This is a genomic window from Pseudoalteromonas sp. T1lg21 (genome assembly GCF_002964625.1).
In the GTDB taxonomy this organism is placed as follows: domain Bacteria; phylum Pseudomonadota; class Gammaproteobacteria; order Enterobacterales; family Alteromonadaceae; genus Pseudoalteromonas; species Pseudoalteromonas gelatinilytica.
In genome coordinates this window covers 168,946-193,070 of the sequence record NZ_PQBX01000056.1, presented here as the reverse complement: position 1 = coordinate 193,070, position 24,125 = coordinate 168,946, and the positions used below count along the sequence as shown (strand labels likewise).

The 24,125-nt window shown below is 42.4% G+C and carries 22 protein-coding genes; 8 read left to right on the top strand and 14 right to left on the bottom strand.

Translation table 11 applies throughout. The annotated features are described in order from the left end of the window. Positions 1-29: 29 nt before the first annotated feature. From C2M25_RS11230 to C2M25_RS11220, 3 genes are all read right to left on the bottom strand, one after another. Entirely contained in the window at positions 30-317 is a 288-nt protein-coding gene (locus C2M25_RS11230) for a 2OG-Fe(II) oxygenase (protein WP_234003568.1), read from the bottom strand. A 93-nt stretch (positions 318-410) separates the two neighbouring features. Then, entirely contained in the window at positions 411-1,001 is a 591-nt protein-coding gene (locus C2M25_RS11225) for a rhomboid family intramembrane serine protease (protein WP_105181122.1), read from the bottom strand. Positions 1,002-1,113: 112 nt separating this feature from the next. After that, positions 1,114-1,800, bottom strand: a complete 687-nt coding sequence (locus C2M25_RS11220; protein ID WP_105181121.1) for a type 1 glutamine amidotransferase domain-containing protein — start codon at positions 1,798-1,800, stop codon at positions 1,114-1,116. 133 nt (positions 1,801-1,933) lie between these two features. On the opposite strand from C2M25_RS11220, the gene C2M25_RS11215 reads away from it, so the two are divergent. Continuing rightward, positions 1,934-2,845: a LysR family transcriptional regulator gene (locus tag C2M25_RS11215; RefSeq protein ID WP_105181354.1), complete on the top strand. Its 912-nt coding sequence runs from the start codon at positions 1,934-1,936 to the stop codon at positions 2,843-2,845. On the opposite strand, the gene C2M25_RS11210 is transcribed toward C2M25_RS11215, so the two are convergent. The 6 genes from C2M25_RS11210 to C2M25_RS11185 form a co-directional block, all read right to left on the bottom strand. Beyond that, positions 2,842-3,579 (bottom strand): dienelactone hydrolase family protein, encoded by a 738-nt coding sequence (locus C2M25_RS11210; RefSeq protein WP_063700291.1) that lies wholly within the window; start codon positions 3,577-3,579, stop codon positions 2,842-2,844. The two genes, C2M25_RS11215 and C2M25_RS11210, sit on opposite strands and share 4 nt — an antisense overlap. 89 nt (positions 3,580-3,668) lie before the next feature. Beyond that, complete coding sequence (locus C2M25_RS11205; protein ID WP_105181120.1) at positions 3,669-4,898, bottom strand: glycerophosphodiester phosphodiesterase family protein; 1,230 nt, start codon at positions 4,896-4,898, stop codon at positions 3,669-3,671. A gap of 35 nt (positions 4,899-4,933) precedes the next feature. Then, positions 4,934-5,791 carry a carboxylate/amino acid/amine transporter gene (locus C2M25_RS11200; protein ID WP_105181119.1) on the bottom strand — a complete coding sequence of 286 codons (858 nt, stop codon included), beginning with the start codon at positions 5,789-5,791 and terminating at the stop codon, positions 4,934-4,936. A gap of 99 nt (positions 5,792-5,890) precedes the next feature. Beyond that, a complete protein-coding gene (locus tag C2M25_RS11195; RefSeq protein ID WP_105181118.1) occupies positions 5,891-7,318 on the bottom strand; it encodes an amidohydrolase family protein in 1,428 nt (475 codons plus the stop codon). Between the two features lie 147 nt (positions 7,319-7,465). Further along, positions 7,466-9,604, bottom strand: coding sequence for a M3 family metallopeptidase (locus C2M25_RS11190; RefSeq protein WP_105181117.1), 2,139 nt, complete (start codon positions 9,602-9,604; stop codon positions 7,466-7,468). Positions 9,605-9,820: 216 nt separating this feature from the next. Next, the gene (locus C2M25_RS11185; RefSeq protein ID WP_063700283.1) at positions 9,821-10,030 is read right to left on the bottom strand and encodes a hypothetical protein; all 210 of its coding nucleotides are present in this window, start codon (positions 10,028-10,030) and stop codon (positions 9,821-9,823) included. Positions 10,031-10,228: 198 nt separating this feature from the next. Between C2M25_RS11185 and C2M25_RS11180 the strand changes: the two genes are divergently transcribed. Further along, the gene (locus tag C2M25_RS11180) at positions 10,229-11,101 is read left to right on the top strand and encodes a mechanosensitive ion channel family protein (protein ID WP_063700282.1); all 873 of its coding nucleotides are present in this window, start codon (positions 10,229-10,231) and stop codon (positions 11,099-11,101) included. Positions 11,102-11,124: 23 nt separating this feature from the next. Here the strand turns inward: C2M25_RS11180 and C2M25_RS11175 are convergent, their stop codons facing one another. Beyond that, positions 11,125-11,673, bottom strand: coding sequence for an HdeD family acid-resistance protein (locus C2M25_RS11175; protein WP_105181116.1), 549 nt, complete (start codon positions 11,671-11,673; stop codon positions 11,125-11,127). 156 nt (positions 11,674-11,829) lie between these two features. On the opposite strand from C2M25_RS11175, the gene C2M25_RS11170 reads away from it, so the two are divergent. From C2M25_RS11170 to yegD, 6 genes are all read left to right on the top strand, one after another. After that, positions 11,830-13,524: a mechanosensitive ion channel family protein gene (locus tag C2M25_RS11170; RefSeq protein WP_234003567.1), complete on the top strand. Its 1,695-nt coding sequence runs from the start codon at positions 11,830-11,832 to the stop codon at positions 13,522-13,524. 368 nt (positions 13,525-13,892) lie between these two features. Continuing rightward, complete coding sequence (locus C2M25_RS11165; RefSeq protein WP_063700278.1) at positions 13,893-16,154, top strand: TonB-dependent receptor; 2,262 nt, start codon at positions 13,893-13,895, stop codon at positions 16,152-16,154. A 109-nt stretch (positions 16,155-16,263) separates the two neighbouring features. Continuing rightward, on the top strand, positions 16,264-16,563 hold the full coding sequence (locus tag C2M25_RS11160) for a hypothetical protein (RefSeq protein ID WP_054551791.1): 300 nt from the start codon (positions 16,264-16,266) through the stop codon (positions 16,561-16,563). A 48-nt stretch (positions 16,564-16,611) separates the two neighbouring features. Further along, positions 16,612-17,268, top strand: coding sequence for an HAD family hydrolase (locus C2M25_RS11155; protein WP_105181115.1), 657 nt, complete (start codon positions 16,612-16,614; stop codon positions 17,266-17,268). Between the two features lie 91 nt (positions 17,269-17,359). Beyond that, complete coding sequence (locus C2M25_RS11150; protein ID WP_105181114.1) at positions 17,360-18,199, top strand: DNA ligase; 840 nt, start codon at positions 17,360-17,362, stop codon at positions 18,197-18,199. 67 nt (positions 18,200-18,266) lie between these two features. After that, positions 18,267-19,634: a molecular chaperone gene (gene yegD, locus C2M25_RS11145; protein ID WP_063700273.1), complete on the top strand. Its 1,368-nt coding sequence runs from the start codon at positions 18,267-18,269 to the stop codon at positions 19,632-19,634. Between the two features lie 32 nt (positions 19,635-19,666). Here the strand turns inward: yegD and C2M25_RS11140 are convergent, their stop codons facing one another. The 4 genes from C2M25_RS11140 to C2M25_RS11125 all read right to left on the bottom strand — a co-directional run bounded on the left by C2M25_RS11140 (position 19,667) and on the right by C2M25_RS11125 (position 24,108). Then, positions 19,667-20,131: a methylglyoxal synthase gene (locus C2M25_RS11140; RefSeq protein ID WP_063700272.1), complete on the bottom strand. Its 465-nt coding sequence runs from the start codon at positions 20,129-20,131 to the stop codon at positions 19,667-19,669. Positions 20,132-20,139: 8 nt separating this feature from the next. After that, positions 20,140-20,772: a LysE family translocator gene (locus tag C2M25_RS11135; protein ID WP_063700271.1), complete on the bottom strand. Its 633-nt coding sequence runs from the start codon at positions 20,770-20,772 to the stop codon at positions 20,140-20,142. Positions 20,773-20,870: 98 nt separating this feature from the next. Next, positions 20,871-22,712, bottom strand: a complete 1,842-nt coding sequence (locus C2M25_RS11130; RefSeq protein ID WP_105174665.1) for a S8 family serine peptidase — start codon at positions 22,710-22,712, stop codon at positions 20,871-20,873. A 223-nt stretch (positions 22,713-22,935) separates the two neighbouring features. After that, positions 22,936-24,108: a multidrug effflux MFS transporter gene (locus C2M25_RS11125; RefSeq protein ID WP_105174664.1), complete on the bottom strand. Its 1,173-nt coding sequence runs from the start codon at positions 24,106-24,108 to the stop codon at positions 22,936-22,938. Between the last annotated feature and the right edge of the window lie 17 nt (positions 24,109-24,125).

The following is a 24,125-nucleotide window of genomic DNA, read 5'->3' as shown; positions in this document are numbered from 1 at the left end:
ATATAGCTCTAAACGTGGGAGTTAACTTATTAATTTTTTATCCAGCCGATACTTAAAAGATATCGGCTGCCAGACGTTACCCGCGTTACCTGATGTTCGCAGATATCAGGACGGAATAATTTGATTCGTGAGCTTTCATAGAGTGGGGCAGAGCAGATAAACTCCCCACCTGCACGCGCTTTTTTGAGTACAATATTAAGCCTGAAATGTTTACCACTAGCGACTTTATCGGTGTGAGCCGCTATTTCACTGCCCTCAGGAAAACGCAAAATATACATATCAAATTTAATTGGCCAGCGGGCTGTGCAAATTAGCATTTTATCGTAGCCTGACAGTTGCCTGCCTTTTTCAAAACGAAAGAGCTTCTTAAATAGTGTAGGTGTGGTCATTATTATTTAAAAGCTGTCAGTTTAAAGCTTAGGGCTCTTTTGCTTATCACGCTTTGCCATAATATAGCCGATTAGTGCGCCGCTAATTGCGCCGAATAAATGGCTTTCGAATGAAATATGAATGCGCTGCGGGAAGACACCCCAAATCAGGCCGCTGTATAACACAACAACCGCAATACTGATTAAAATGGCTTTGAATGAGCGGTGCATAATGCCGTAGCTAATTAAATAGCCCCATAAACCGTAGATAACACCACTGAGCCCTACATGAATATTGCTGCGGCCAAATAGCCATACTAGTAATCCACCAATGAGCGCAGTGCCTGCAAACACCAGCCAAAAGCGTTTTACGCTAAATTGGCAAACTAGCCAGCCGAGAATAGCAAATGGCACTAGGTTACTAAAAAGGTGTGCCCAGCCACCATGTAAAAATGGCGCAAAAAACACCCCTGATAAACCAGACATTTGCCTTGGCAAAATACCTAAACCGTTTAAGTTTATGCCGGGTAGGGTATTAATTATTTGCAGTACCAAGCACATCAGCATAATGCCTAAAATTGCGAATCGCTTACTACTGATAGGAGGAATTTTGACAGCTTTTTTTTCAGTCATGATGAGAAGCTCTTAAATCAATGTGACCGAATGAGTATAACTTATTAAAAGTGAAGGTAAACACCTTGATATGCAAGGTGTTTACTAAAGGTCTAGGTCATGTTGAGCTAGTTTAACCTAATTTGGTTAATAGTTTTTTCGCAGCAAGTTCAGAACTTGCAGGGTTTTGCCCTGTGATTAGTAGGCCATCTTCAATCGCAAGCTCGCCCCAATCATCGGTTTTTTGATACTGACCACCTTGTTTGATTAGCTCATCTTCAACAAGTAATGGCACAACATTGGTAAGTTGTACGGCATCCTCTTCTGAGTTACTAAAGCCGGTTACTTTTTTATCAAATACCACAGATTTACCAGCTGCATTTTTCGCATTCAGTAATACGGCACTGGCGTGACATACTGCACCGACTGGCTTATCTGAATTAAGAAATTGCTCAATTAAATTGATCGAATCTTGGTTATCAACTAAATCCCACAAAGGGCCATGGCCGCCTGGGTAAAATACCGCATCAAAATCATCAGCTTTAACTTCAGCAAGTGGTTTAGTATTGGCCATTAAGGTTTGTGCTGCGCTGTCTTGATCAAAGCGTTTTGTGGCATCGGTTGCTGCATCAGGGGCTGCACTGTTTGGATCAACCGGAGGTTGGCCACCTTTAACAGAAGCTAACGTTACCTCTGCACCGGCATCAATAAAGGCGTAGTAGGGTGCTGCAAATTCTTCAACCCAAAAGCCTGTTTTATGGCCTGTATCGCCAAGTTCATCGTGTGAAGTAAGTACCATTAAAATTTTCTTAGCTGACATAGTGAACCCTCTTTGTGTATTAAACATCGTTGATAACACTATAGGGCTGAAAATTGAGTTAAACAACGCAGATAAATTTGACTTCATTGGTTTAATAATTGATACAATCATTCAGGTTCGGTTAGGAGTCTTTATGAAAGTATCGTTTGAGCAACTAAAAAGTATGGTGGTGTTTGCCCATATTGTGCAGCAAGGCAGCTTAACTAAAGCGGCTCAACAACTTGGTTTATCAAGGGCTGTAGTTAGTTATCATTTAAAGAAATTAGAACAGCAATTAAAGCTCACGTTACTTAATCGCTCAACGCGTACCATGACCCTTACCGAAGCGGGTATGGCTTATTATGAACGTTGTCAGGCTATCACCGAGCACGCTGAGGCTGCTAATTTACACCTTGAGAACTTAAAGAGTGAACCGGTTGGGGTTATTAAATTGAGTTGTCCGGTAAATGTTGGTTTGCAACTTGTAGTACCGGCACTGGCTCAGTTTAGGCGTTTGTATCCGAAAATTGATATCGATTTACAGCTCAGTGATGATGTGGTTGATATCATCAAAGAGGGCTATGACTTAGCGATTAGAGGTGTTGCCCTTGAAAGCTCAAACTTACAAGCGACTAAACTTGCAAGTATGGCGACCTGCTTATGCGGTTCAGTCGATTACTTTACAAAATACCCTATACCAAAAAGCATTGCTGATTTAGCAGAGCATACATGGGTGGTGTATCAACCAAGTAGTGCTGTTGTCACGCTCGAAAAAGATAAACGCCGCTTTGATGTGGCTGTTAGTGGTGGCATAAGTACCAATAATGCCGCTGCGCGAACTGCCTTTGTTGAAGCTGGGCATGGTTTAGCGAAAATCCCAGTTTATGATGCATTGCCAAGGATCAAAGCGGGATTGTTACGCACAATATTAGATGATTACAAAACTGCCGATATTGAACTTTATGGTGTATTCCCGCCAGGGGCGGCGGGAAGCAAAAAACTGCGGGTTTTACTTGATTACTTGAAGGATTATTTTACTAATCAAGTAGCCACTATGACGATTTAAACAAGCGTGCGATTAAATAAAGCAACGGCTTGTTGGTACATGCTGATGGCAAGTACTGGGTCATATCGGTCGCCTTCGTCGCGCATAAACGCATGTTGGGCGTTCACTTCTTGCCACTGGTAATTAATGCCTGTTGCCACAGCTTGTTGGTAAATTTTAAGGCGGCCCTCTTTTGGTACATGAGGGTCTTGTTTACCCCAAACAAAGTGGATCTCACCTTTAATATCTGCCATGCGCTCAAATGAGTTATTACCCGCTTGCGCCGGTAAGGTATCGCTGTGTATATCTGTTGCGTATAAACAAAAAGCGGCTTTGATACTTGGGTTTAATGCAGCACGGTATGCAAGGTGACCACCAATACATACGCCCATGGCACCGACATTTCCTGTGCAGTAATCTTGCTGACGTGCAAATGCAATTAAAGCGTCAGTGTCTGAGTCATGGCTCTCAAGCGGTTTTGCCCATTTGTCGGCATTGCCTTTGTCTTTTCCAGCATCATCATAGGCAAGTACTGTCCCAATAGGATTTAACTCATGAAAAACTTCTGGCACTAACACAACAAAACCATGACCAGCAAGTATTGCCGCAGAGCGTGCAATAGGGGCTGTTTCTTGGAAAATTTCAGAATAGAAAATAACACACGGGTATTTACCTTCTTCTACAGGGCGATAAATACTGGTGCGCATTGTGCCTGTGTTGGTCGCTATGTCGTGGCTATGGTGCTGAATAATCATGTTAATCCTTGTAAAAAACGGTTTAGCTAATAATACCTCAGCCCCACCTTTTGGACGAGTCAAAGCCCTTGAAATTTATTGATGCTCAGCTATTTTATTGAGGCAGGGTACTGCATACAGCTTGCGTAATAGGTAAGAGTAGCAGGCCAGTCAGAGAAAATAGCCATCACACCCACCTGCTTAGCAAGGACGTCTATCACATTCATCATTTGCCCATCTTGTTTAATCACGCTGGCAATCGACTGGTAATAATAACCACCGCCCTTAGTTAATGGACCAGAGCGCTCTAAACTCCAAGTAATGATGTTCAGCCCTGCTTGTTTAGCTTTAATAGCATAAAGCGATGGCACGATTTTACCTGACTCATCAAGGCTTAAAAGCATCCATATTGGCGGTGCGATAATGCGTACTCCATCGTCATACAGAGCCTGCATTGATGGCTGCCAGGTGGTGTCATCCATGGCATCAAAGTCTGCTTGCTCATCTCGGCCATCAAGATAAATACTGTTGTTTGCAAATTCAGGGTGATTGTTTAGCCAATACTTCACATCTTCAAGATTAAATGATTGCGGATACACATCATCGCTATTCACACCTGTAGCTCGGTACTCATCAAGCATTTTTTGCGCATAATCTTGCTGGCTAAAACCGTTAAATGGCATGCTAACTTCTGGGCTTTTTAGCTCGGGTGTCATTTTTACCCCCAGTGATTTGAATAACTCAATGCTTTGCTGGTGGGTCATTACGGTGCCACTGTTTGCGTATAAATCAGTGCGCCAGCTTGGTGTGCCTTGCATATATTCTGCGACCGTTTTGGCATTTGCATTGGCACCATCCATTTTAGCTTTTAAGGTTAAAAACTCAGCTTGGGTGATATCGCTGGTGCAGCATTTAGCCTGAGCTGGTTGGCCGTCTTTGGCCGGGGTAAAAGGTTGGCTGCATTTTGCAGCGAGCTCAGAAATCGCTAAAATGTTGGTAGTGGTGTGTAAATCACACTGTGAATGACGACACACGAGTTGTTTGTCTTTAGTAAAGGCGACGTCACATTCAAGTACGCCAGCGCCCATTCTTGCAGCAGCCAAATATGACTCTTTGCTGTGCTCAGGAAACTGCATAGGGGCACCGCGATGACCAATTACAAAATCAGTTTTATAGAAAGGGCCATTACCGCATGCCGAAAGTTGCTGCTTTAAAGGTCCATCTGTCATCTTGTCGATTAAATAGTAAGGCCTAGCACCCACTTGCACTACCTGCTCCTCAGGCAGATTCTTACAACCTTGAATAACGAAAACTAAACAACATAAAACCAGTGCGCGCATATCAGCATTCCTCTAATCTAATAGAGTTTAGCCTATCATTGCTCCATGGCAGTTTTATTAAGTTTCTGATTTATAATAAGTGCTAATAAGATAATCGCTGCGCCGATGGCAAGCTTGATGATATCGGCATCACGATTCCATATCACAATGTTAACGATGATCCCTGCTGGGATCAGGAGGTTATTCATGACAGCCAAGGCACCTACATTAACGATGGTAGCGCCTTTATTCCAAGCGAAATAACCAAGCCCTGAAGCAATCGTGCCTAAGTAAATTAACACGCCCCACTGTGTCGTTGTGGTGGGTAGCTTACTGGTATCCCCAAATAAACCGTAACAAATCAGTGCGACAATTAAAGCGCCAATAAAGAACCAAGCAAACACCCGAGAGTGGGGGAGTTGCTCATCTTGCATTAAACGTTTGTAAGTTACTTGCCCAGTAGCGAAGCAAATATTGGCAGCCTGCACCATTAACATACCAATAAGATAGTTTTCATCGACGCCTTCATAGCGAATAGCGACGGCGCCTAAAATAGCTAGCATTGCGGCTAATAAAAACTTGGCATTAAAACGCTTTTCAAGCAAATCGTTTAACAAAGTGATGTAAAGTGGCGTCATTACCGTGAATAGCAGTACCTCGGGCACGCTAAGGTACAAAAACGAATGGTAATAGAAGCTGTACATCACACCAAGTTGTACTGCGCCTATTGCCATGAGCTTTAGTGCTAAGGCTTTAGGGGTTTTACGCCAGTGTAAAAAGGGCAAAAACACGCAAGTTGCCAAGCCAATGCGCATTAACACACTAAACCATGCATCCACTTGGCCTGCTAAATAAACACCAATAAGACTAAACGAAAAGGCCCAAAGCAGGGTTACAGCAAATAAGTAGGTCATGTTATTCGAGTTATGTGCAAAAAAGGGCAGTGTATATGAGATGGCTGAAAATTAAAATTGCCCATGACGGATAATACGCGATCATGGGCAATGGGGGGGTTAGGGTTGGCTGGCAACAAAGGCTTTTGCTTGTTGCTTTAATCGCTCGAGTGCGTTGCTATCGTAAAACGTGCTGTGCGAGACAACACCCTTTAGTGTTTGTGTATTACGAATATCAATAAGCGGGTTTTTTGAAAGCAAAATGAGATCGGCTACTTTGCCTTCACTAAGTGCACCGTATTGCTGTTGTTTATTTAAAAATTTAGGCCCCGCGAGTGTTGCAGCTTGCAGCGTTTGCAGTGGTGTTAGGCCATATTCAGTAAAAATACTCAGTTCTTGGTGTAAAGAAAGCCCCGGATAAATATACGAATTTAAAAAGCCTGCATCTGTGCCTGCAATAATGCTCACACCTGCTTGTTGGGCGATAGGGAGTAACTGTGCAGTTTTAATAAAACGCTCTTTGCGCTGTTTGATTTGTGCAGGGGTGTCTTTGTTAGCTCTATCAACTCGCCATTGATACGTCGCTTTTAAACCCTTACCTAAATAATCTAAATAGGCATCGTCCTGATGATTATCTTCATCAATGTAAGCCGTTATTTTGCCACCAATCAAGGTTGGCACCACGGCGGTGTCGTTGTTAGCAAGAACCGTAAACTTCTCGATGGCTGTTGGTTCATCAAACTGCGCGGTGATAATGGGCAGCGCAGTGCGATAACTCAGCTCTTTTGAGGCAACCTTTGCGGAAATATCCGCTTCGTTTTTAGCCGCAGCTTTAAGCATATAGGTCATATGCTCAATGGCATCAAGACCCGCCTTGGAGACATCAGTCACAGACAATGAAAATGGAATATGCCCTGAAATTTGATAGCCACGCTTTTTGACCTCATGCACGGCTTTTAGGTAAAGCTCAGGCGTTAAAGCGCTGTCAGTAATTTTGATAAAATCAACGTCCATGCTGTCTAACAGATCCATTGCAGCATGCATTTCTTCAGTCGTTTCTACTTCTAAATCACCAGGCCAAATAGACCTTTTACCTTCTAATTTCGGGCCTGAGGTGAAAATAGTTGGGCCCACTAACTGACCTTGTTTTACTTGTTCTCGCCAGCTAAGTACAGATTCACTTAAATCAGCCGCAGCATCACGAACGGTCGTTATGCCGTAGGCTAAATACAGTGGCAATAGCTGTTTATTCTCTTCAATAAGTTCATCACCACCGCCAAAGTGGACATGCATATCCCATAGACCAGGCATGACATACTGACCTTTTGCATCAATCAATGTTGAGCTTTGATAGTGGTTACTTAAAGGTTTATCGCTACGTTTGATGATAATTCCATCGCGAATGGCAAGAGATTGCTTTGCTGCGATAGCCCCAGTTTGCATATCAATAATTTGGGCGTTTTCTATCACGATGTCAGCGCGCTGATCTGGGGGGGATGAACATGCAGCTAAAGCTGTGCAAAGTCCTAAAAGTAAAACGTTTTTCATGTGTGAACTCGTGTTTTTCTTTGAGATTAGCAAAAACGAATTAACTGACAACGGCTTTGAGGTGAATAGGAATAAAAGCGGGGTGAAAATCTAATTAATAATTAAAAAGCATGAGGGTTGCCCCTCATACTCTAAACAACAGTGTGATTATTCAACTAAACCACGACGCTTTAATAGTGCGTCTGTTGTTGGTTTTTGACCACGGAACTCAATGTAGCTTTGCATTAAGTCGCGGCTGTTACCTTTTGATAAAATCTCTTTGCGGAAATTATCACCGTTTTCACGTGTTAAACCACCTTCTTCAGTCATGTGTGCAAACGCATCTGCTGCGAATACTTCAGTCCAAAGGTAAGCGTAATAACCCGCTGAGTAACCACCTGCAAAGGTATGGCTGAAGTAGCAAGACTTATAACGTGGTGGTACTGGGTAATATGCAATACCATGCTTGTCTAATGCATCATGTTCAAACTTTTGTACGTCAGTGATGTCAGCATCAACACCAAATGAGTGCCATTCCATATCAAGCAGTGCCGCCGCTAAGTACTCAGTTGTATCGAAGCCTTGGTTGAACTTTTGTGACTCAAGTACTTTCGCAAGTAACGCTTTTGGAATTGGTTCACCTGTTTTGTAGTGCTTGGCGTAGTTTGCAAGTACTGTCGGTTCTATATTCCAGTCTTCGTTTGCTTGTGAAGGGAATTCAACAAAGTCACGAGCAGTTGCTGTACCTGCTAAGCTTGGGTATTTAACATCAGAGAATAAACCGTGCGCAGCATGACCAAATTCATGGAACATCGTTGTTACTTCAGAAAAAGTCATGAGTGTTGGTTGACCTTCAGCTGGCTTAGGAATGTTCTGTGCATTGTAGATCACAGGCATCGTGTCTTTTAGACCGCTTTGACTAACATAGGCACTCATCCACGCACCACCACGTTTACCTTCACGTGCATAAGGGTCCATGTAGAATAGGCCGATAGCGCTACCGTCTTCGTTAAATACTTCAAATACCATGACATCTTCGTGATAAACCGGTAAGTCTTTACGCTCTTTAAACGTAATGCCGTAAAGTTTATTCATCGCAAAGAATAGACCGTCGTGGATCACTGACTGCATTTCAAAGTAAGGCTTAACTAAAGCAGGGTCTAAGTCGTACTTTTCTTGACGAACTTTTTCAGCGTAAAACGCCCAGTCCCAAGGTTGAAGCGCAAACGTTTTACCTGATTTTTTGATTACTTGTTGAATTTGCTCTGCTTCTGCTTCTGCTTTAGCAACCGCTTTCGGCGCTAAGTCATCAAGAATACCGTAAACGTTATCAGTTGTTTGCGCCATACGTGTCGTCATTACATATGAAGCCCAATCTTTGTAGCCAAGTAATGCTGCTTTTTCTGCGCGTAACTTGGTTTCTTTGATGATGATAGGGCCGTTTGTCGCTTGCGCACGCGTTGCCGATGTAGTCCAAATTTTTTCGCGTAACTTACGGTTTTCAAGGCTTTGTAAGATAGGTTGGCGAGTCGTGTTCACGAGTGTGATCATGTAACCTTCTTTGCCTGCTTTTTCAGCAGCGGACGCAAGGCTTGCGATTTCGCCTTCAGATAAACCCGCAAGCTCGCTTTTATCTTTAACTAAAATCACATCTTCTTTGAATGACTTTAAGATGTTTTGTGAAAACATCGTTGAAAGCTTGGCAAGCTCTGCGTTGATTTCACGCATTTTTGCTTTTTCAGCTTCAGTTAGTTTTGCACCCGCATTAACAAACTTTTTGTAGTAATAATCAACAAGGCGTTGATCTTCAGCATTTAATGACGCTTTGTTGTCGTAAATGCTTTGTACGCGAGCAAATAATGCTTTGTTTAAGTAAATATCGTCTGTGTGAGCAGACATAACGGGTGCCATTTTTGCGGCGATACGTTGGTACTCACTGTCAGAGATTAAACCCGATAAATTAAAAAATGCTGCAGAAGTACGGTCTAGTAACTCACCCGATAATTCCATTGCAACAAGGGTATTTTCGAATGTTGCTGGTTCTGGGTTGTTTGCAATCTTTGCAATTTCAGCTTTTTGCTGAGCGATCCCTGCTTCAAACGCTGGCTCGTAGTCTTTGGTTGAAATTTTATCAAACTCAGGAGCCATATATTGTAAAGGGCTTGGCTTGAAAAGAACGTTTTCAACATTGGCTGTTTGTGTTTCAGCGGCAGTTTCAACTTGAGTTTGAGTGTCGGCTTGTTGCGAACTACAAGCAGATAATAAAAGCACACTAGCAATTGTAGTTGCTACTAAGGTCTTACGCATGAGAGCTCCAAAAAAGTGGATAAATCTTTTTTAACTTACCAAATTTTTGGCTAGAAACAATCAAGTTTGTCGTCTGAATGGGGAATTTGAACGCAAATAAAGCTGTTGAGGGATAAAAATGTGTAAAAAGCCATCAATTGTGTATCAATGGCTTGCTTAGTAATAAAGTGGCGCATACTGCCAATTTAAATCCTGCTGGTAATAAATCACCATAGGTTAGTTATAACCCAATACAAATTTTTTCTCTGAGCCAAAGTTTTCTGGCATGGCGTTACCAAACTCTTTGTTAATTAAAGTCAGTGAGTGCTCTTGCTCAGCAAGTAAATTTAGGATTCGGTTACGATACTCTAAGCTTGATTCAAATAAGTTAAGATCAACCAAAGGTTGTAAAGTTGCAAGTTTTTGTGTGAGTGTCATTTGTGACATTGTGTTCTCCTCGTGCTATTCAAAGCCTGTGAAACCTCAAGCTCTCTCTATGTATATAGCAGTTATGGTCTAAAACAGTTAATAATTAGCGCATATTGCGCATAAAGAACTTAGTATTTACCAAGTTTTCACCTATTATGCCGTGCTAAACTTAGTCACAACTGAATCAAACTCATTTTTTACTAGGAATGTTAATTTATGACCCTTGCTGATCTGCAATCTGCATTATCGTTTGTATTGTTCACCTATAACGATGTGCAAATTACCGTACTTAAAGTAATTCAAGTGCCTTTGGTGCTGTTTTTAATGTGGTTTGTGGTCACCTGGATTGGTCGATTAATAAAAAAAGCATTACTGGCAAAAAACCTAGGCCCTGATACGGTTCATCTATTCACGCGTATTTACCTTGTTGTGACCATCGCTGTGCTTGTGTTTACTTCGCTTGAGGTACTCAACATTCCGCTAACAGCGTTTGCATTTGTGTCAGGTGCCATTGCAATCGGTGTTGGTTTTGGTGCGCAAAACATTATCAATAACTTTATTAGTGGTTGGATATTAATGTGGGAGCGTCCAATTCGAATCGGTGACTTTTTAGAAGTAGGTACAGCTAAAGGGGTGGTTGAGACAATTAATACCCGTTCAACGCGTATCCGTCGTAACGATGGTGTGCATATGCTGGTACCAAATAGCCAATTATTAGAAAATACCGTCACTAACTGGACCTTAATTGACCGTAATGCCCGCTCGTTTGTAAATGTTGGTGTTGCGTATGGCTCAGACGTTGTGCTTGTTGAGAAGCTGATGAAGCAAATTCTAGATGAGCATCCTGCTATTTTAAAAACACCTGCATCATCTGTGTTATTTGATGACTTTGCTGATAGCTCTTTAACTTTTAGCGCTATTTTCTGGGTGTGCGCTGAATCAGAAGCACCGCTTCGTCAAGTACGCAGTGAGCTGCGCTTTAGCATTTATAAGGTATTTGCCGAAAATAACATTACTATTGCATTCCCGCAGCGCGATATTCATATCGATGGTGAGATAGCTTTAACAAGGCGTAACAGCCAAAAATAAAAAAAGCGGCTTAGCCGCTTTTTTTATGCTTGTTCATTGAGCTTTTTCAGCTTTAAGGCAAGCAACACCATCATTATGCCAAATACGACGGCATAGGTTGCAACCAGCCACAGTAGGGTAATGATACCCGCGCCAGGGTTAAATATCAGATAACCACCAAAAATAATCGATATAATACCGCTGCCAATCAATAGCCACTCATTCGTGATTTCTTTTCGTAGTTTACTGGCAATAACAATTTCAATAACCCCAATAGCAATGGCCCATGCGGCTATAAAGTAAAGCATTAATATGGCCGTTACATTTGGGGCGAATAGCGTTACAAAGGCTGCGGCAATCGAGATTAAACCACCCACTAATAGCATCCACCAAAGTGGATTTTCGTTTTTTGAAGCAATAGCTAACCAAGTTCTAATGGCACCATCGACAAAAAAGTAAGCGGCAAATATAAACATCAGAATCGCTAATGAGGCTTCAGGGGCGAACCAACCACACAAGCCAAAAATGATGGCGATGCCACCGTGGATCATTAATGATGACCAATGGGGGATCAGTGAACTTGAGATTTGCATAATAGTATCCTTTGCTTAAGTCTCTCTATAACTAACATTTCAGCGCTTACTTGCAAAGATTTTTAATTATTTTTTGTACAGTTACACAAACCATGCTCTAATTTAATTAGATGATTTTTTCAGCGTTAAAAAGTTTTTGCGGACAAGGAATTAAGTGTGAACAGTGGTACGACTAAGTTTTCATTGCAATTTAGCACGTTAGTAGTGTGTTTTTTACTGTTGTTTAATGCGCCTTTATGGGCAACAACCACCCCAGAAGTGACCGTTAAATCCTTAATTGATAAAGACAACAAGGAAGAACAAGCCGAACAAAAGCCGGCCAAGCAAGAGCCTGAAGCGAATACACCTGCTACAACGGAAAAGGTGCAGGAGCCTCTTGAAGATGACTTACCCTATGATGCCTTTGATCGAACTACGCCTCGCAGCTCCATGCAAGGCTACTTAAAAGCAACCCGCGCTCGCGATTTTGAACGTGCTAGCCAATATCTTGATTACCGTAACTTACCGAAAGAAGTTGAGGCGCTTGGCAAAATTCAGCTTGCAGAAAACTTATCGGTGGTGCTGGATCGTACCTTATGGGTTGATGTTGATAGCTTGAGTAACAAGCCTAAAGGTAAACAAAAAGAAAGCGTACCTAGTTATCGTGATCTGGTTGGAGAAATCAGTACATCACAAGGCAAGGTGCAAATTTTATTGCAAATAGTGCCGGATGATAAAACAGGTAATCGGATCTGGAAGATATCGAATGCAACGGTGAGTCAAATTCCTCTGCTCACTAAAGAGTATGGTTATAACCGAGTCGGTGAGTGGTTGTACGATAATCTGCCTGATATTGAGTTTTTAGGTGTGATGCTTTGGCAGTGGATATATTTTGCCTTCTCTTTTGTGTTGTTTTTGGCAATCGCGATTATTATTACCCGTTTAATTACGTTTATTCTTGCACACTTAAAAGTACCTGTAGAAAAAGATGTCATTGGTTTCATTAATGGCCCGATCAGCCTGTTGCTTGCAGTACTTATGGCGCGCTCACTGAACGACCAATCTAATGTCACCATAGCAGTGATGGCGCTATTTCATGGTGCAACTGTATTATTAATTGCATGGGGTTGGATTTGTTTAAGGGCTGTCGATCTCGCCAAGCACAGGTTAAGTCAGCGTTTTATCAAGCAAGACAAGCCACAAGCGGTATTCTTATTACGACCAATTAGTAATGTAGCTAAAACACTGATTGTTATTTCGTTGTTATTTATGTGGTTTGAAAACTTAGGGTTTAATGCCACTACATTATTAGCGGGGTTAGGGATTGGTGGCCTTGCTATCGCCCTTGCAGCGCAAAAAACAGTTGAGAATATCATTGCTGCAATCACACTTTATATTTCTGCACCGGTGAAAATAGGCAGTTTATGTAAGTTTGGCAGCCACCTGGGCACCGTTGAAGAAATAGGCTTAAGGGCTACGCGAATTCGAACCCTTGATCGCTCGGTTATCTATGTGGCGAATGCAAAGTTTGTAGATATGCAGCTTGAGAACGTCTCTGAAAGAGAGCGTATTTCTTATCGACCAAAGTTGATGCTCAACGCTAATACCAAACAACAAAACTTAATCTCGTTTATGCAAGCTGTAAGAGAGCTTTTGGAGCAACATAAACATATTGCCTTTGAACCATGTCGTGTTCGCTTTAAAGGCTTCACACCTTGGGCTTTACAAGTGGATGTACTAAGCTACGTAGAGACCGTCGACTTTGCTTTTTATATGGAAGTAATTGAAGAGTTAAATTTAGCAATCTTAGGCTTATTGAATGAGCACGAATGTGAATTAGCTAATCCAGAATTCGCACGAGTTACTGATTAGTTGCTAAAAAAGGGGTAAATGAAAGGTAATCTCATTTGTACATAATGTCTAAACATTGTTGCATGTGGATGAACAGGACATATGTCCGCTCAAGTGAAAAATAATTGCATAAAATCTTCTAAATGCGGCGATGTTGCCGCTAATTGTTGTAAAAAATTTGTATATTTCTAATTTTTAATGCAGTAAAAGTGTCATAAAGTGTTATAATCGTCAGCGTTCGTTCAGCCTCTTTATCTCGTTTTGCACTCTCGAACTAGAGGTCCGCGCAGCTTATTACAAGGCGCGAAAAATTGGCCGAGCCCGTCAAATGAATTGACGCAACATCATCACCGTTGAATAAGAGTGCATAAAAAAGGTTAAAACCCGACATGAAAGCAATGAAAAGATCTACGTTAGCAACACTTATCAATGCAACGTTGTTCTCTGCCGTAGCAGGTACTTCATTTTCAACTCTTGCTGCAGACGAAGCGCCAGCAGCAAAAAGCAACCAACTAGAAGTTATTCAAATCACCGCTCGTAAACGTGTAGAAAACGCACAGGAAGTACCTGTAGCTGTATCTGCATTACAAGGTGACAGCTTAGATGCTTACAGCTCAGCTGGTATGGATATTCGTTTCATGAACGCGAAAATCCCTAGCTTATCAATCGAATCTTCGTTTGGTCGTTCTTTCCCACGCTTTTATGTTCGTGGTCTAGGTAACACTGACTTTGACCTAAATGCTTCTCAACCAGTTTCGCTAGTTGTAGACGAAGTTGTTCAAGAGAACGCAATCTTAAAAGGTTTCCCTGTATTTGACGTTGCACGTGTAGAAGTTCTACGTGGTCCACAAGGTACTTTATTCGGTCGTAACACACCAGCTGGCCTTGTTAAATTTGATACAGTAAAACCATCACAAGAATTTGAAGGCTATGGTTCAGTATCTTACGGTAGCCGTGGCGCAGTTGATTTTGAAGGTGCTGTTGGCGGTGGCTTAACAGACCGTTTATCAACGCGTGTTTCTGTACTTTGGCAAGAAAAAGACGATTACATCGATAACCGTGCGCCAGGTTTTGAACAAGATGACGTATTAGGTGGTTACACTGAAAAAGCGGCACGTGTTCAGTTCTTATATGAAGGTGACGATTTCACAGGTCTTTTCAACTATCACGTACGTGATATGGACGGTACGCCAATCGCATTCCGTGGTAACGCTATCAAAGCAGGCACAAACGATTTAGCTGATAACTATGAGCACGATGTGGTTTACCACGATGCTGCTTCTCGTGCGACACAGCAAGTTGAATCTCAAGGCGCAAGCTTAAAGCTTGAGTGGGATATCAACGATTTAACTCTTACCTCAATCTCTGCATGGGAAAGTGCTGAAATCTATTCTCGCGCTGACATTGACGGTGGTTACGGTGCAAGCTACTTACCAGATATGGGCCCAGGTTTTATCCCGTTCTACTCTGAAAGTGCTGACGGTATTCCAGATCAAGACCAATACACGCAAGAACTTCGTTTATCTAGCAACTATGCTGGCGACGTTAACTTCCAAGTAGGTGTTTTCTACTTTGACGAAGCGCTAACAATCGAAAACTTCAGCTACGACACTTATGGTTCAACGCCAGGTGAGTTAAACGGCTATGTTATCCAGCAACAAGATACTAAAGCGTGGGCGGTATTCGGTTCATTAGATTACACAATCACTGACGACTTAAAAATCACTGCGGGTCTTCGTTACTCAGATGATGAGAAAGAGTTCTCAGCAGACCGTACTTTAAGCCCAATTGGTGGTAGTGCGTTATACCTTACAGAAAACCCAAGTGACGACCACGTTAGCTGGGATTTATCTGCTAACTACAAGATCAACGATGACGTAAACTGGTACGCACGTGTTGCTAACAGCTTCCGTGCACCAAGTATTCAAGGTCGTATCTTATTCGGTGACGAAGTAACTGTTGCTGAGTCTGAAACTGTGACGTCATTCGAAACAGGTATCAAATCAGACGTACTTGACGGCCAAGGTCGTGTAAATGCAACTGTGTTCTACTACACAATGGATGACCAACAATTAACAGCTGTAGGTGGTGGTGCAAACTTCAACCGTTTAGTTAATGCTGATAAGACAACTGGTTACGGTTTTGAGTTAGACACTGAGTGGGTATTAACTGACAACCTAAACGCTACATTTAACTTAAGCTACAACAACACTGAGCTTAAAGATAAAGACTTAGCCGTTGACGTATGTGCACAGTGTACTGTTACAAACTCATTAAACAGCGCAGGTCAAGCTGTTCTTGATGGTAACAGCCTACCGCACGCACCTGAGTGGATCTCAAACTTAACTTTACGTTATAGCCGCGAAGTTGCTGACGGTGAATTCTTCACTTACGCTGACGTGTCTTATCGTAGCGAAATCAACTACTTCTTATATGAGTCAGTTGAGTTTGAAGGCAAGCCATTAACTGAAGTAGGTCTACGTGCAGGTTATGCTTGGGCAGAAGGCGACTACGAATATGAAGTGTCAGCATTCGTACGTAACATGTTCGACGAGCAGCAATCAATCGGTGCTATCGACTTCAATAACAACACAGCAATGGTGAACGAAGAGCGTTACATCGGTGCTGAGTTCAAAGTAAGCTTCTTCTAAGCTGAAAGATAAGTACTATTAAAACCCGCTGTATAGCGGGTTTTTTCGTTTATAATCGCGTTGGTAACTGCTAAAGTGGCAGGATTAATTTAAGAGAAAGAGAATAGCTATGGCTGGATTTTGGAACTACCGTGTAATTTTTTGTGAAGCAACAAAAGATGAAGCAGCACAATATCAAATTCACGAAGTTGAATATAACTTAAATGGTAAAGTGACTAATTGGTCAGAAACCGGTGCTGCACCATTTGGTAATACAGTCGAAGAACTTGAAGCAGATGCAGATCGTTTAAAAACAGCGTTTTCTAAGCCGATTTTAAAAGTGGTAAGAAAGCAACGTGGCTACGAGCTGGTTGATGTTGAAACCGGCGAAGAAGCATTTGCTGAGCCACCTGCGGGTTTAACAGAATAATCATAATTAAAGGTGCCTTTGGCACCTTTTTACTTTGAAGGAATGAGGATGACTTTAAAAGCAGTATTGTTTGATATGGATGGCACCTTGGTGGATTCTGAAAGTGTGCATTTTAATATTTGGAATTATTTATTAGCCCCTTTTGGCGTGCAATATGATGAAGCCACGTTTTGCCAACGCTTTTCTGGTAGACCCACCCTTGAAGCAGCTAAAGAGGTCGTTACAAATTATGGGCTTACTATCAGTCCAGAGCAGTTAACGGATGAAAAGTACGCTGCGTTTGGGCGTTTTGTTAGCAGTAATTTACCTGCTTATATGCCTCACGCAAAAGCAGTGCTAGAGCAAGTCAAAGCCAGTGGTTTAAAAATGGCATTAGTAACAGGCAGTGCAAAAGATGAAGCCTATCCTATTTTAAAGGGCTATGGCATTTTTGATTGGTTTGATTGTGTCGTTACCAAAGATGATGTTAACAATCCCAAACCTGATGGCGATCCATACCAATTAGCCCTCGATACATTAAATATCATGGCCGATGAAGCCGTCGCAGTCGAAGATACTTTCACCGGCGTCACTGCTGCGAGTAATGCTGGAGTTGCTGTGTATGCGGTGCCGAATCATTTCACGTTAGAGCATGATTTTAGTAAAGCCGCGGGTGTGTTTGCTGATTTGAGCGAGTTTTTCAAATGGCTACAAACTAGACTATAATTAACTGGCTATTGCTAAGCCGCTATTGTTAAGTAGCTATTTTTAACTAGTAATAGCCAACTAATACTCACACATTTGCAAGGAAGCAATGATGGTTATTCTCACTCGCGCGCTGCTGTGCGCAATCACGTTATTTATCGGCATTTCAGCCGAAGCACAACAAGCTCCTTCAGTCCTCTTAGCGAACGTTTATGAAGCCGAAAAGGTTAATGTAAGCGATTATTTAGTTAGTGAAAAATATGATGGTGTTCGGGCCATTTGGACGGGGAGTCAATTAGTAACCCGGAACGGTAACCCAATTTATGCTCCCAAGTGGTTTACCGCGCCGCTGCCAGGGGTTTGGCTTGATGGAGAGCTTTGGACTAAGCGTCAAGACTTTGCAAACCTAAGCGGTATCGTTCGCAAAGTCACACCTGTAGAGTCTGAATGGCAAACCGTCAGTTACATGATATTTGATATGCCGGATGCGACAAAGCCGTTTAGTCAGCGCTTTGAAAATTACGCACGGTTAGTCAGTCAGCTGAACAGCGAGCATATTAAAGCTGTTGAGCAAAAGCACTTTAACGAGAACACGCAACTGAGCTTATTTATGGATGAGCTAATCGCACAAGGTGCTGAGGGTGTGATGCTGCATCTAGCCAGTGCTAAGCATAGTGCAGGGCGCAGTGATGCTCTTTTAAAATTAAAGCCCTACCTTGATGCCGAAGCGGTTGTGGTAGGTTACATCGCAGGAAAAGGAAAGTACAAAAATATGCTTGGTGCACTCAAAGTTCGAAACAGTGACGGGCTAGAATTTAAAATTGGTTCGGGATTTACCGATCAGCAAAGAACATCACCTCCCGCAATTGGAAGTACCATTACCTATAAATATCATGGTTTTACTAAAAATGGTTTGCCACGCTTTGCAAGCTTTTTACATGAAAGGCCATAGTGTCATTCAAAAATGGCTGCGACTGTGGTAAATTTCGCGGCCTTTTTATTGATGTATAGGTGTTAGAATGTTTGCAGGCTTTGATTACGGTAGCTCAAATTGTGCAATTGGTGTAATGGATAATGAGCAACAAGTGTCTTTAGTGCCCCTTGAGCAAGGCAAACAATATTTACCATCAACACTCTATACTCATCACAGTGCTTTAGTGGTTGATTTTGTAGCAAAACACCTTGCTGGCAGCCCATTTGAGCAGGATTTTAAAACTGAGCGTCAAGCGCTTTTAAATACCATCCCTCGCATTAAATCCGATTTAGATATTCAAGCTGGTGATGACACCTTATTTATTGGGCGAGAAGCGATCAGTGAATACGTGCAATTTCCTGAAGAAGGTTACTTTGTAAAATCACCTAAATCATTTTTTGGCGCCGTGGGCTTAAAGCAAGGACAAATTAACTTCTTTGAAGACATTGCGACGGCGATGATCTTAAAAATAAAACAACGCGCCGAGCAATCACTGCAAGAGTCATTAACCGAAACGGTCATTGGGCGACCGGTAAACTTTCAATCAGTTGGTGGTGAAGAGTCTAATCAACAAGCGCTCGGCATATTAGAGCGAGCGGCAAAACGTGCAGGCTTTAAAGAGGTCTCATTTTTGTATGAGCCATTAGCTGCGGGAATTGATTATGAAACCTCATTACAGCAAGACCAAAAAGTGTTAGTTGTCGATATTGGCGGGGGTACTAGCGATTGCTCATTTGTACAAATGGGGCCGAGCTTCCGTGCAAATCAGTGCCGTGACAATGACTTTTTAGCCCACAGTGGTAAGCGTGTGGGGGGGAATGATTTAGATATTGCGCTGAGCTTTCATGGTTTAATGCCATTGCTTGGTTTAGGCACAGAGTTTAAATCGGGTCTTCCGCTTCCGAATCAACCGTTTTGGCAAGCGTGTAAAATCAATGATGTGAACCTACAAAGCCAGTTTTATAGTGATGCTCATCATCGAGAGTTATTGACCCAGCTGCGTGAAGTTAAAGAGCCAGGACTATTTAAACGCTTAATTCAATTGCAGCAAAATAAGCAAGGTCACCAATTAGTGCAGCAAGGTGAAGCGGCAAAAATTGCATTGTCGTCAGCGAATGAATTTACTACTGATTTGCATTTCTTAGATTCAGAACTAACACAGTGTTTAACGTTGAAAGATTTAGCCTTAGCTGTTGATGACTCGATAAGCCAGATAGTGGGCTTAGCGAAACAAGCGATCAAAGAGGCAGGCACAACGCCTGATGTCATTTACTTAACGGGTGGTAGTGCGCAATCACCGCTTATCAAGGCTGCGTTACAGGCCCATTTAGGTGACATTACTATGCTGAACGGGGACCACTTTGGAAGTGTAACTGCTGGCTTAACTAAGTGGGCGCATAAGCTTTATAGCTAATCGCCCCCACTTTGAGATATCGACTTTAAGAATTAAAGAGTCACTTGGCGCGTTGCGAGATATTTTTCATAATCTGGTAACGTGCGGCACAGCTCAGTTTCCATCATAGGTGAGCTTAATAGCATATCAGCACTGACTTCATTACAAGCAACAGGAATATTCCAAACCGCAGCTAAACGTAGTAATGCCTTTACATCAGGGTCGTGTGGCTGCGATGCAAGTGGATCCCAGAAAAACACTAACATGTGCACTTCATGTTCAGCAATTTTAGCACCGAGTTGCTGATCGCCACCCATAGGGCCGCTTAGCAGCTTAATCACTTCAAGCCCTGTAGTACGCTCGATTAAATGACCGGTTGTACCCGTACCATACAGCGTGTGCTTGCTTAAAATAGCTTGATGCTTTTCACACCACGCCTGAAGAGCTGCTTTTTTGCCATCATGGGCTACGAGGGCAATATTCTTTTTGGCTGGTAAGGCTTGTTGTTTTTGTTCCATAAGTGCTCTTATATCAATAGGTTAATTGCTAATGCAATAAACACCAGTCCCGTGATCCGATCAATCCAAATTTGGGTTTGTGGGTGATCACGAAAATAACTGGCTATCTTATCGCCGAAATAAATATACGTGCAGTCGATTGGAAAAGCAAAAAGCGGGTAAAGTAAGCCAAAAAAAGCGAGCTGAAAGGTCGTTGAAGACAAGCTCGGATCGACGAACTGCGGAATAAATGCAATAAAGAATAGCGCGACTTTTGGATTAAGTACCTCGGTCATCATTGCTTGAAACATCACATTTTGCTTTTTACTGGTACTAACATGAGGCTTTTCATCACAGTCAGGTTCAGGCTGTGTGAAGGTGTCTTTTAAGGTCATTATGCCTAAATAGCACAGGTACGCTGCACCTAAATACTGAACTGTGGTATACGCGACTGTAGATGCTTTTAAAATAGCAGTTAAACCCACCACCGCAAAAAAAGTATGGACCACACCACCTAGGGCAAAACCGAATGCACTTTGCATTCCTGCTTTACGGCCATTGGCAAAGGTTTGTGCCATTAAAAATGCATTAGAAGGGCCGGGAGCCACGGCAATTAAAAAACTGGCGCCTAAAAACGACAGTAACGATTCTGGATTGATCATCGGCACAAAGATAAAAAGCTAGGTAATTGATTTTAACAAGCTTCTAGAAAAAGAAAAAGCGGGCAATCAATGCCCGCTGATTTGGGTTGGGGAAAGTATTAGAATGTCACTGAGCTGTTGTTTGAACAAACAGTTGTGCTTTGTGCTTCACATACTTGGTAAGTGTAAGTGCCGCCACCTTTCGTTGTAATAGTGTCAGTATAGCTGTTAGTGTTTGCCACTGAGCCTACTTTGCTACCATTACGGTACACATCAACAGTGCTTGTAGCAGCACCACTCCAGCTTAAATCAACATACGCAGTGCCTTTTGATTTATAACCTGAAGTAGAAAGGCTAATGTCATCGCTACCCGGTGTTGTGCCGCCGCCATTATCGCCACCACCTGCACAGCCATTGGCTGTTAGGTATGCATCTGCATCAGCTGCTTTAACAATACCGTGACCGAAGTAAACATCGTGACCAGAAGCACCTTGGTCTTGTGCTGTCGCTTTTAACGCATCACGAATTTCTGTACCTGTACACTCAGGATGGTTTGACCAAACTAGCGCTGCGATACCTGAAACAGCAGGCGTTGCCATTGATGTACCGCTCATGAAACCATAATCACTGGTACCAATTGCGATATCAATTGTTGTACTTGAAAGTAGAGCTGAGCGGTCTTCAAGTGCCGCACCTACAGCAGGAATTGTTGTATCGTTAGTATCGCCTAATGTAGCGTATAGCATACCTGCTTCGTTATTGATGATAACGGCGCCGATACCGCCTGAGTTCTCGCAGTTATTTACTTTGTCGTAGAACGAAATATTACCGCGGTCAATCATACAAATTTTGCCCGCTGCGCCAGAATCAACACTTTCAGCAGTACCCATGTAATACGCCGTGCCTGATGCATTACCCGCGTTTTCCATTGATGAAGTAGCAAAGCCTGCGCCATCAGCTGCTAAGCTAGCTGACGTTGCCATACCTGCTGGGTAAGTTGAAAGTGTATCAACACCGCCTGCTGTTACTTCAACACAGATAGTTTCATCGGTAGTTACACGTTTACCACGACCTGTTGTACAGCTAGGGAATTGCGAAAAATCTGCAATTTGGTTGTTCGCATCATTTGCACCAACCATCATGACTGAAGAATAACCTGCAGGGTATGAGCGCACGCTGTTACCATCGTTACCCGCTGCAGCAACCACTAAACCGCCGGCGTTAGTAAAATTAGCAAACGCGTTAGATTCGGTGCTATTTGAACCACCGCCACCAAGGCTCATGCTGATAATATTTGCACCAGCTTGAGAGCATAAGTCCGCTGCGTGTGCTAAATCTGAAGAATAACCCCAGCCTTCAGCATTAAATACTTTGATGATGTGCATTGCCACACCCGGTGCCATCCCAACCACACCAACATTGTTGTCTGCCGCACCAATTGTACCTGCTACGTGAGTACCGTGTGGGCCACCATTGTCGTACCAATTGCCAGTGCCACTGTCGTTATCACCTGTGATATTACCCCAAACGAAATCAGGGTTTGTTGCATCTAGACCTGAGTCAATTACACAGACTTTCATGCCAGCGTTCGCATCGAAGGTAACTTGATCAGCTTGTGATTGATAAACTGCATACGGCGTTAATTGTTGCTGCATTGCATTACCGGCGTCATCGTTATACAGCGCCATGGGTACACGCTTTTGATCTTCTTCAATTAGTTTAATATGAGGGTTGTTCAGTAAGCCTTTTACACTTGCAAGATCATGACCTGTAAATTGCGCTGCAATAAAGCCATTACCATCAACTTTAATATCACCACCGAGCTTTTTAGCGAGTGCTTTAACTACGCCTTTATTGTTGTTGTCTACTTGGATGATGTAACGATCGTTTGCTGCATTTGCAGTTCCTGCAGCACATAGTCCACTGATGATAAGTGCTAATGCTAATTTATTCTTTTTCATAATTCGTATCCCAAACATGTTGTTGAGTTAACTAAATGTTAACGTGAGTAAACAATAGTTTAATGGCGCTATAGGTACAAGCAAAATAATCCACAAAACTGGAACAAATTATTCTAGAAAGATACTTTTTATAACGGTAGGAAATAACAGGATGTCTAAACGGGTAAATAGAGTATAACGATTCTCATTTACCCGTCATGACGAAAAGTATGATAAAACTTTTTTATGACAAGTGCTTATGCTTGAACAATAAGTAGGTAAATGGGATGAGCATTAAAAAGTGCACGCCAATTAATACCGGGGTAGTCAAATTTAAGAATTGCGTTATAAACACTAATAAGCTTGCACCACTCATTTGCATCAAACCAATGAGTGCAGAAGCGGTGCCTGCTTGTTTAGGAAACAAACTTAATGCACGGCCTGCTGATGAGCCAAGTGTCAGTGCAAAACCAAACGCAGCAATAAACATCGGAAACATCAACGCAAGCGCAGTACGTTGTTGGCTAAAGGCCAACATTAAGGCACCTGCGATTACAAGTAACAAGAGTCCTGCTTTTAACGCGCGTTTGGGTTGGCGTTTGATGTACAGTGGCATAATAAAGCTAGCAACAATGCTCAATACTGCATTACAGGTAAACCAGAAAGTAAAGTCGGTCACACTGCCACCTAATTCAGTAATAAGCCAGCCTGGCGCTAGCGTAACGAAGACTAAAATAGCTGACATAGTTACCAAGCAAATTAAGCTATGGAATAAAAACAATGGCGTGCTGATGATTGGCATAAAACGGCGTAGGTCAAGAATATGACCACTATAGACGCTATCGGCAGGGCGGGTTTCTTTGTACATTAACAAGGTTATGAATAAACCGATAAGTGCAAATGCTGCCATGAATAAAAAGTTCATGCGCCAACCAAACTGCACTGTGAGCCAAGCACCTAAAATCGGCGCGAGGGCAGGGATAAAGCAGACGATACCATTGAGATAAGTAATGATTTGACCGCTGCGTTCACTACCAAATCGATCTCTTACAATCGCAAATGCCACGACAAACGTGGCACAGGCCCCCAAGCCTTGCAGTGCTCTTGCCATCATCAGGCTCGCAAAATCAGGTGCTAAATACGCCCCAAAAGCCGCTAAACCATAAATTGTCACACCGGTAATTGCCACTGGCTTACGACCAAACTTATCTGCTAATGGCCCTGCAATGAGCTGTCCAAGCCCAACGGTAAGCATAAAAATAGCGACGGTTTGCTGAATTTGCTTTTCTGAAGCGTTAAATTGTTCTGCAATGGTCGGAAATGCGGGTAAGTAAATATCAATTGCTAACGGGCTAAAAATAACCAGAAGGCCAAGAATAAATAGTAAGCTGAGGTTTTTGTGCTGGCGTGACTGCATTCGCTCTCCTTTAAAAC

Bases quoted from the DNA above. Each gene is read 5' to 3' on its own strand.
- C2M25_RS11205 (WP_105181120.1), bottom strand. From the start codon at position 4,898: ATGCGCGCACTGGTTTTATGTTGTTTAGTTTTCGTTATTCAAGGTTGT.
- C2M25_RS11160 (WP_054551791.1), top strand. From the start codon at position 16,264: ATGGCTGGATTTTGGAACTACCGTGTAATTTTTTGTGAAGCAACAAAA.
- C2M25_RS11180 (WP_063700282.1), top strand. From the start codon at position 10,229: ATGACCCTTGCTGATCTGCAATCTGCATTATCGTTTGTATTGTTCACC.
- C2M25_RS11185 (WP_063700283.1), bottom strand. From the start codon at position 10,030: ATGTCACAAATGACACTCACACAAAAACTTGCAACTTTACAACCTTTG.
- C2M25_RS11165 (WP_063700278.1), top strand. From the start codon at position 13,893: ATGAAAGCAATGAAAAGATCTACGTTAGCAACACTTATCAATGCAACG.
- yegD (WP_063700273.1), top strand. From the start codon at position 18,267: ATGTTTGCAGGCTTTGATTACGGTAGCTCAAATTGTGCAATTGGTGTA.
- C2M25_RS11150 (WP_105181114.1), top strand. From the start codon at position 17,360: ATGGTTATTCTCACTCGCGCGCTGCTGTGCGCAATCACGTTATTTATC.
- C2M25_RS11140 (WP_063700272.1), bottom strand. From the start codon at position 20,131: ATGGAACAAAAACAACAAGCCTTACCAGCCAAAAAGAATATTGCCCTC.
- C2M25_RS11135 (WP_063700271.1), bottom strand. From the start codon at position 20,772: ATGATCAATCCAGAATCGTTACTGTCGTTTTTAGGCGCCAGTTTTTTA.
- C2M25_RS11130 (WP_105174665.1), bottom strand. From the start codon at position 22,712: ATGAAAAAGAATAAATTAGCATTAGCACTTATCATCAGTGGACTATGT.
- C2M25_RS11125 (WP_105174664.1), bottom strand. From the start codon at position 24,108: ATGCAGTCACGCCAGCACAAAAACCTCAGCTTACTATTTATTCTTGGC.
- C2M25_RS11225 (WP_105181122.1), bottom strand. From the start codon at position 1,001: ATGACTGAAAAAAAAGCTGTCAAAATTCCTCCTATCAGTAGTAAGCGA.
- C2M25_RS11210 (WP_063700291.1), bottom strand. From the start codon at position 3,579: ATGATTATTCAGCACCATAGCCACGACATAGCGACCAACACAGGCACA.
- C2M25_RS11190 (WP_105181117.1), bottom strand. From the start codon at position 9,604: ATGCGTAAGACCTTAGTAGCAACTACAATTGCTAGTGTGCTTTTATTA.
- C2M25_RS11195 (WP_105181118.1), bottom strand. From the start codon at position 7,318: ATGAAAAACGTTTTACTTTTAGGACTTTGCACAGCTTTAGCTGCATGT.
- C2M25_RS11230 (WP_234003568.1), bottom strand. From the start codon at position 317: ATGCTAATTTGCACAGCCCGCTGGCCAATTAAATTTGATATGTATATT.
- C2M25_RS11200 (WP_105181119.1), bottom strand. From the start codon at position 5,791: ATGACCTACTTATTTGCTGTAACCCTGCTTTGGGCCTTTTCGTTTAGT.
- C2M25_RS11175 (WP_105181116.1), bottom strand. From the start codon at position 11,673: ATGCAAATCTCAAGTTCACTGATCCCCCATTGGTCATCATTAATGATC.
- C2M25_RS11215 (WP_105181354.1), top strand. From the start codon at position 1,934: ATGAAAGTATCGTTTGAGCAACTAAAAAGTATGGTGGTGTTTGCCCAT.
- C2M25_RS11220 (WP_105181121.1), bottom strand. From the start codon at position 1,800: ATGTCAGCTAAGAAAATTTTAATGGTACTTACTTCACACGATGAACTT.
- C2M25_RS11155 (WP_105181115.1), top strand. From the start codon at position 16,612: ATGACTTTAAAAGCAGTATTGTTTGATATGGATGGCACCTTGGTGGAT.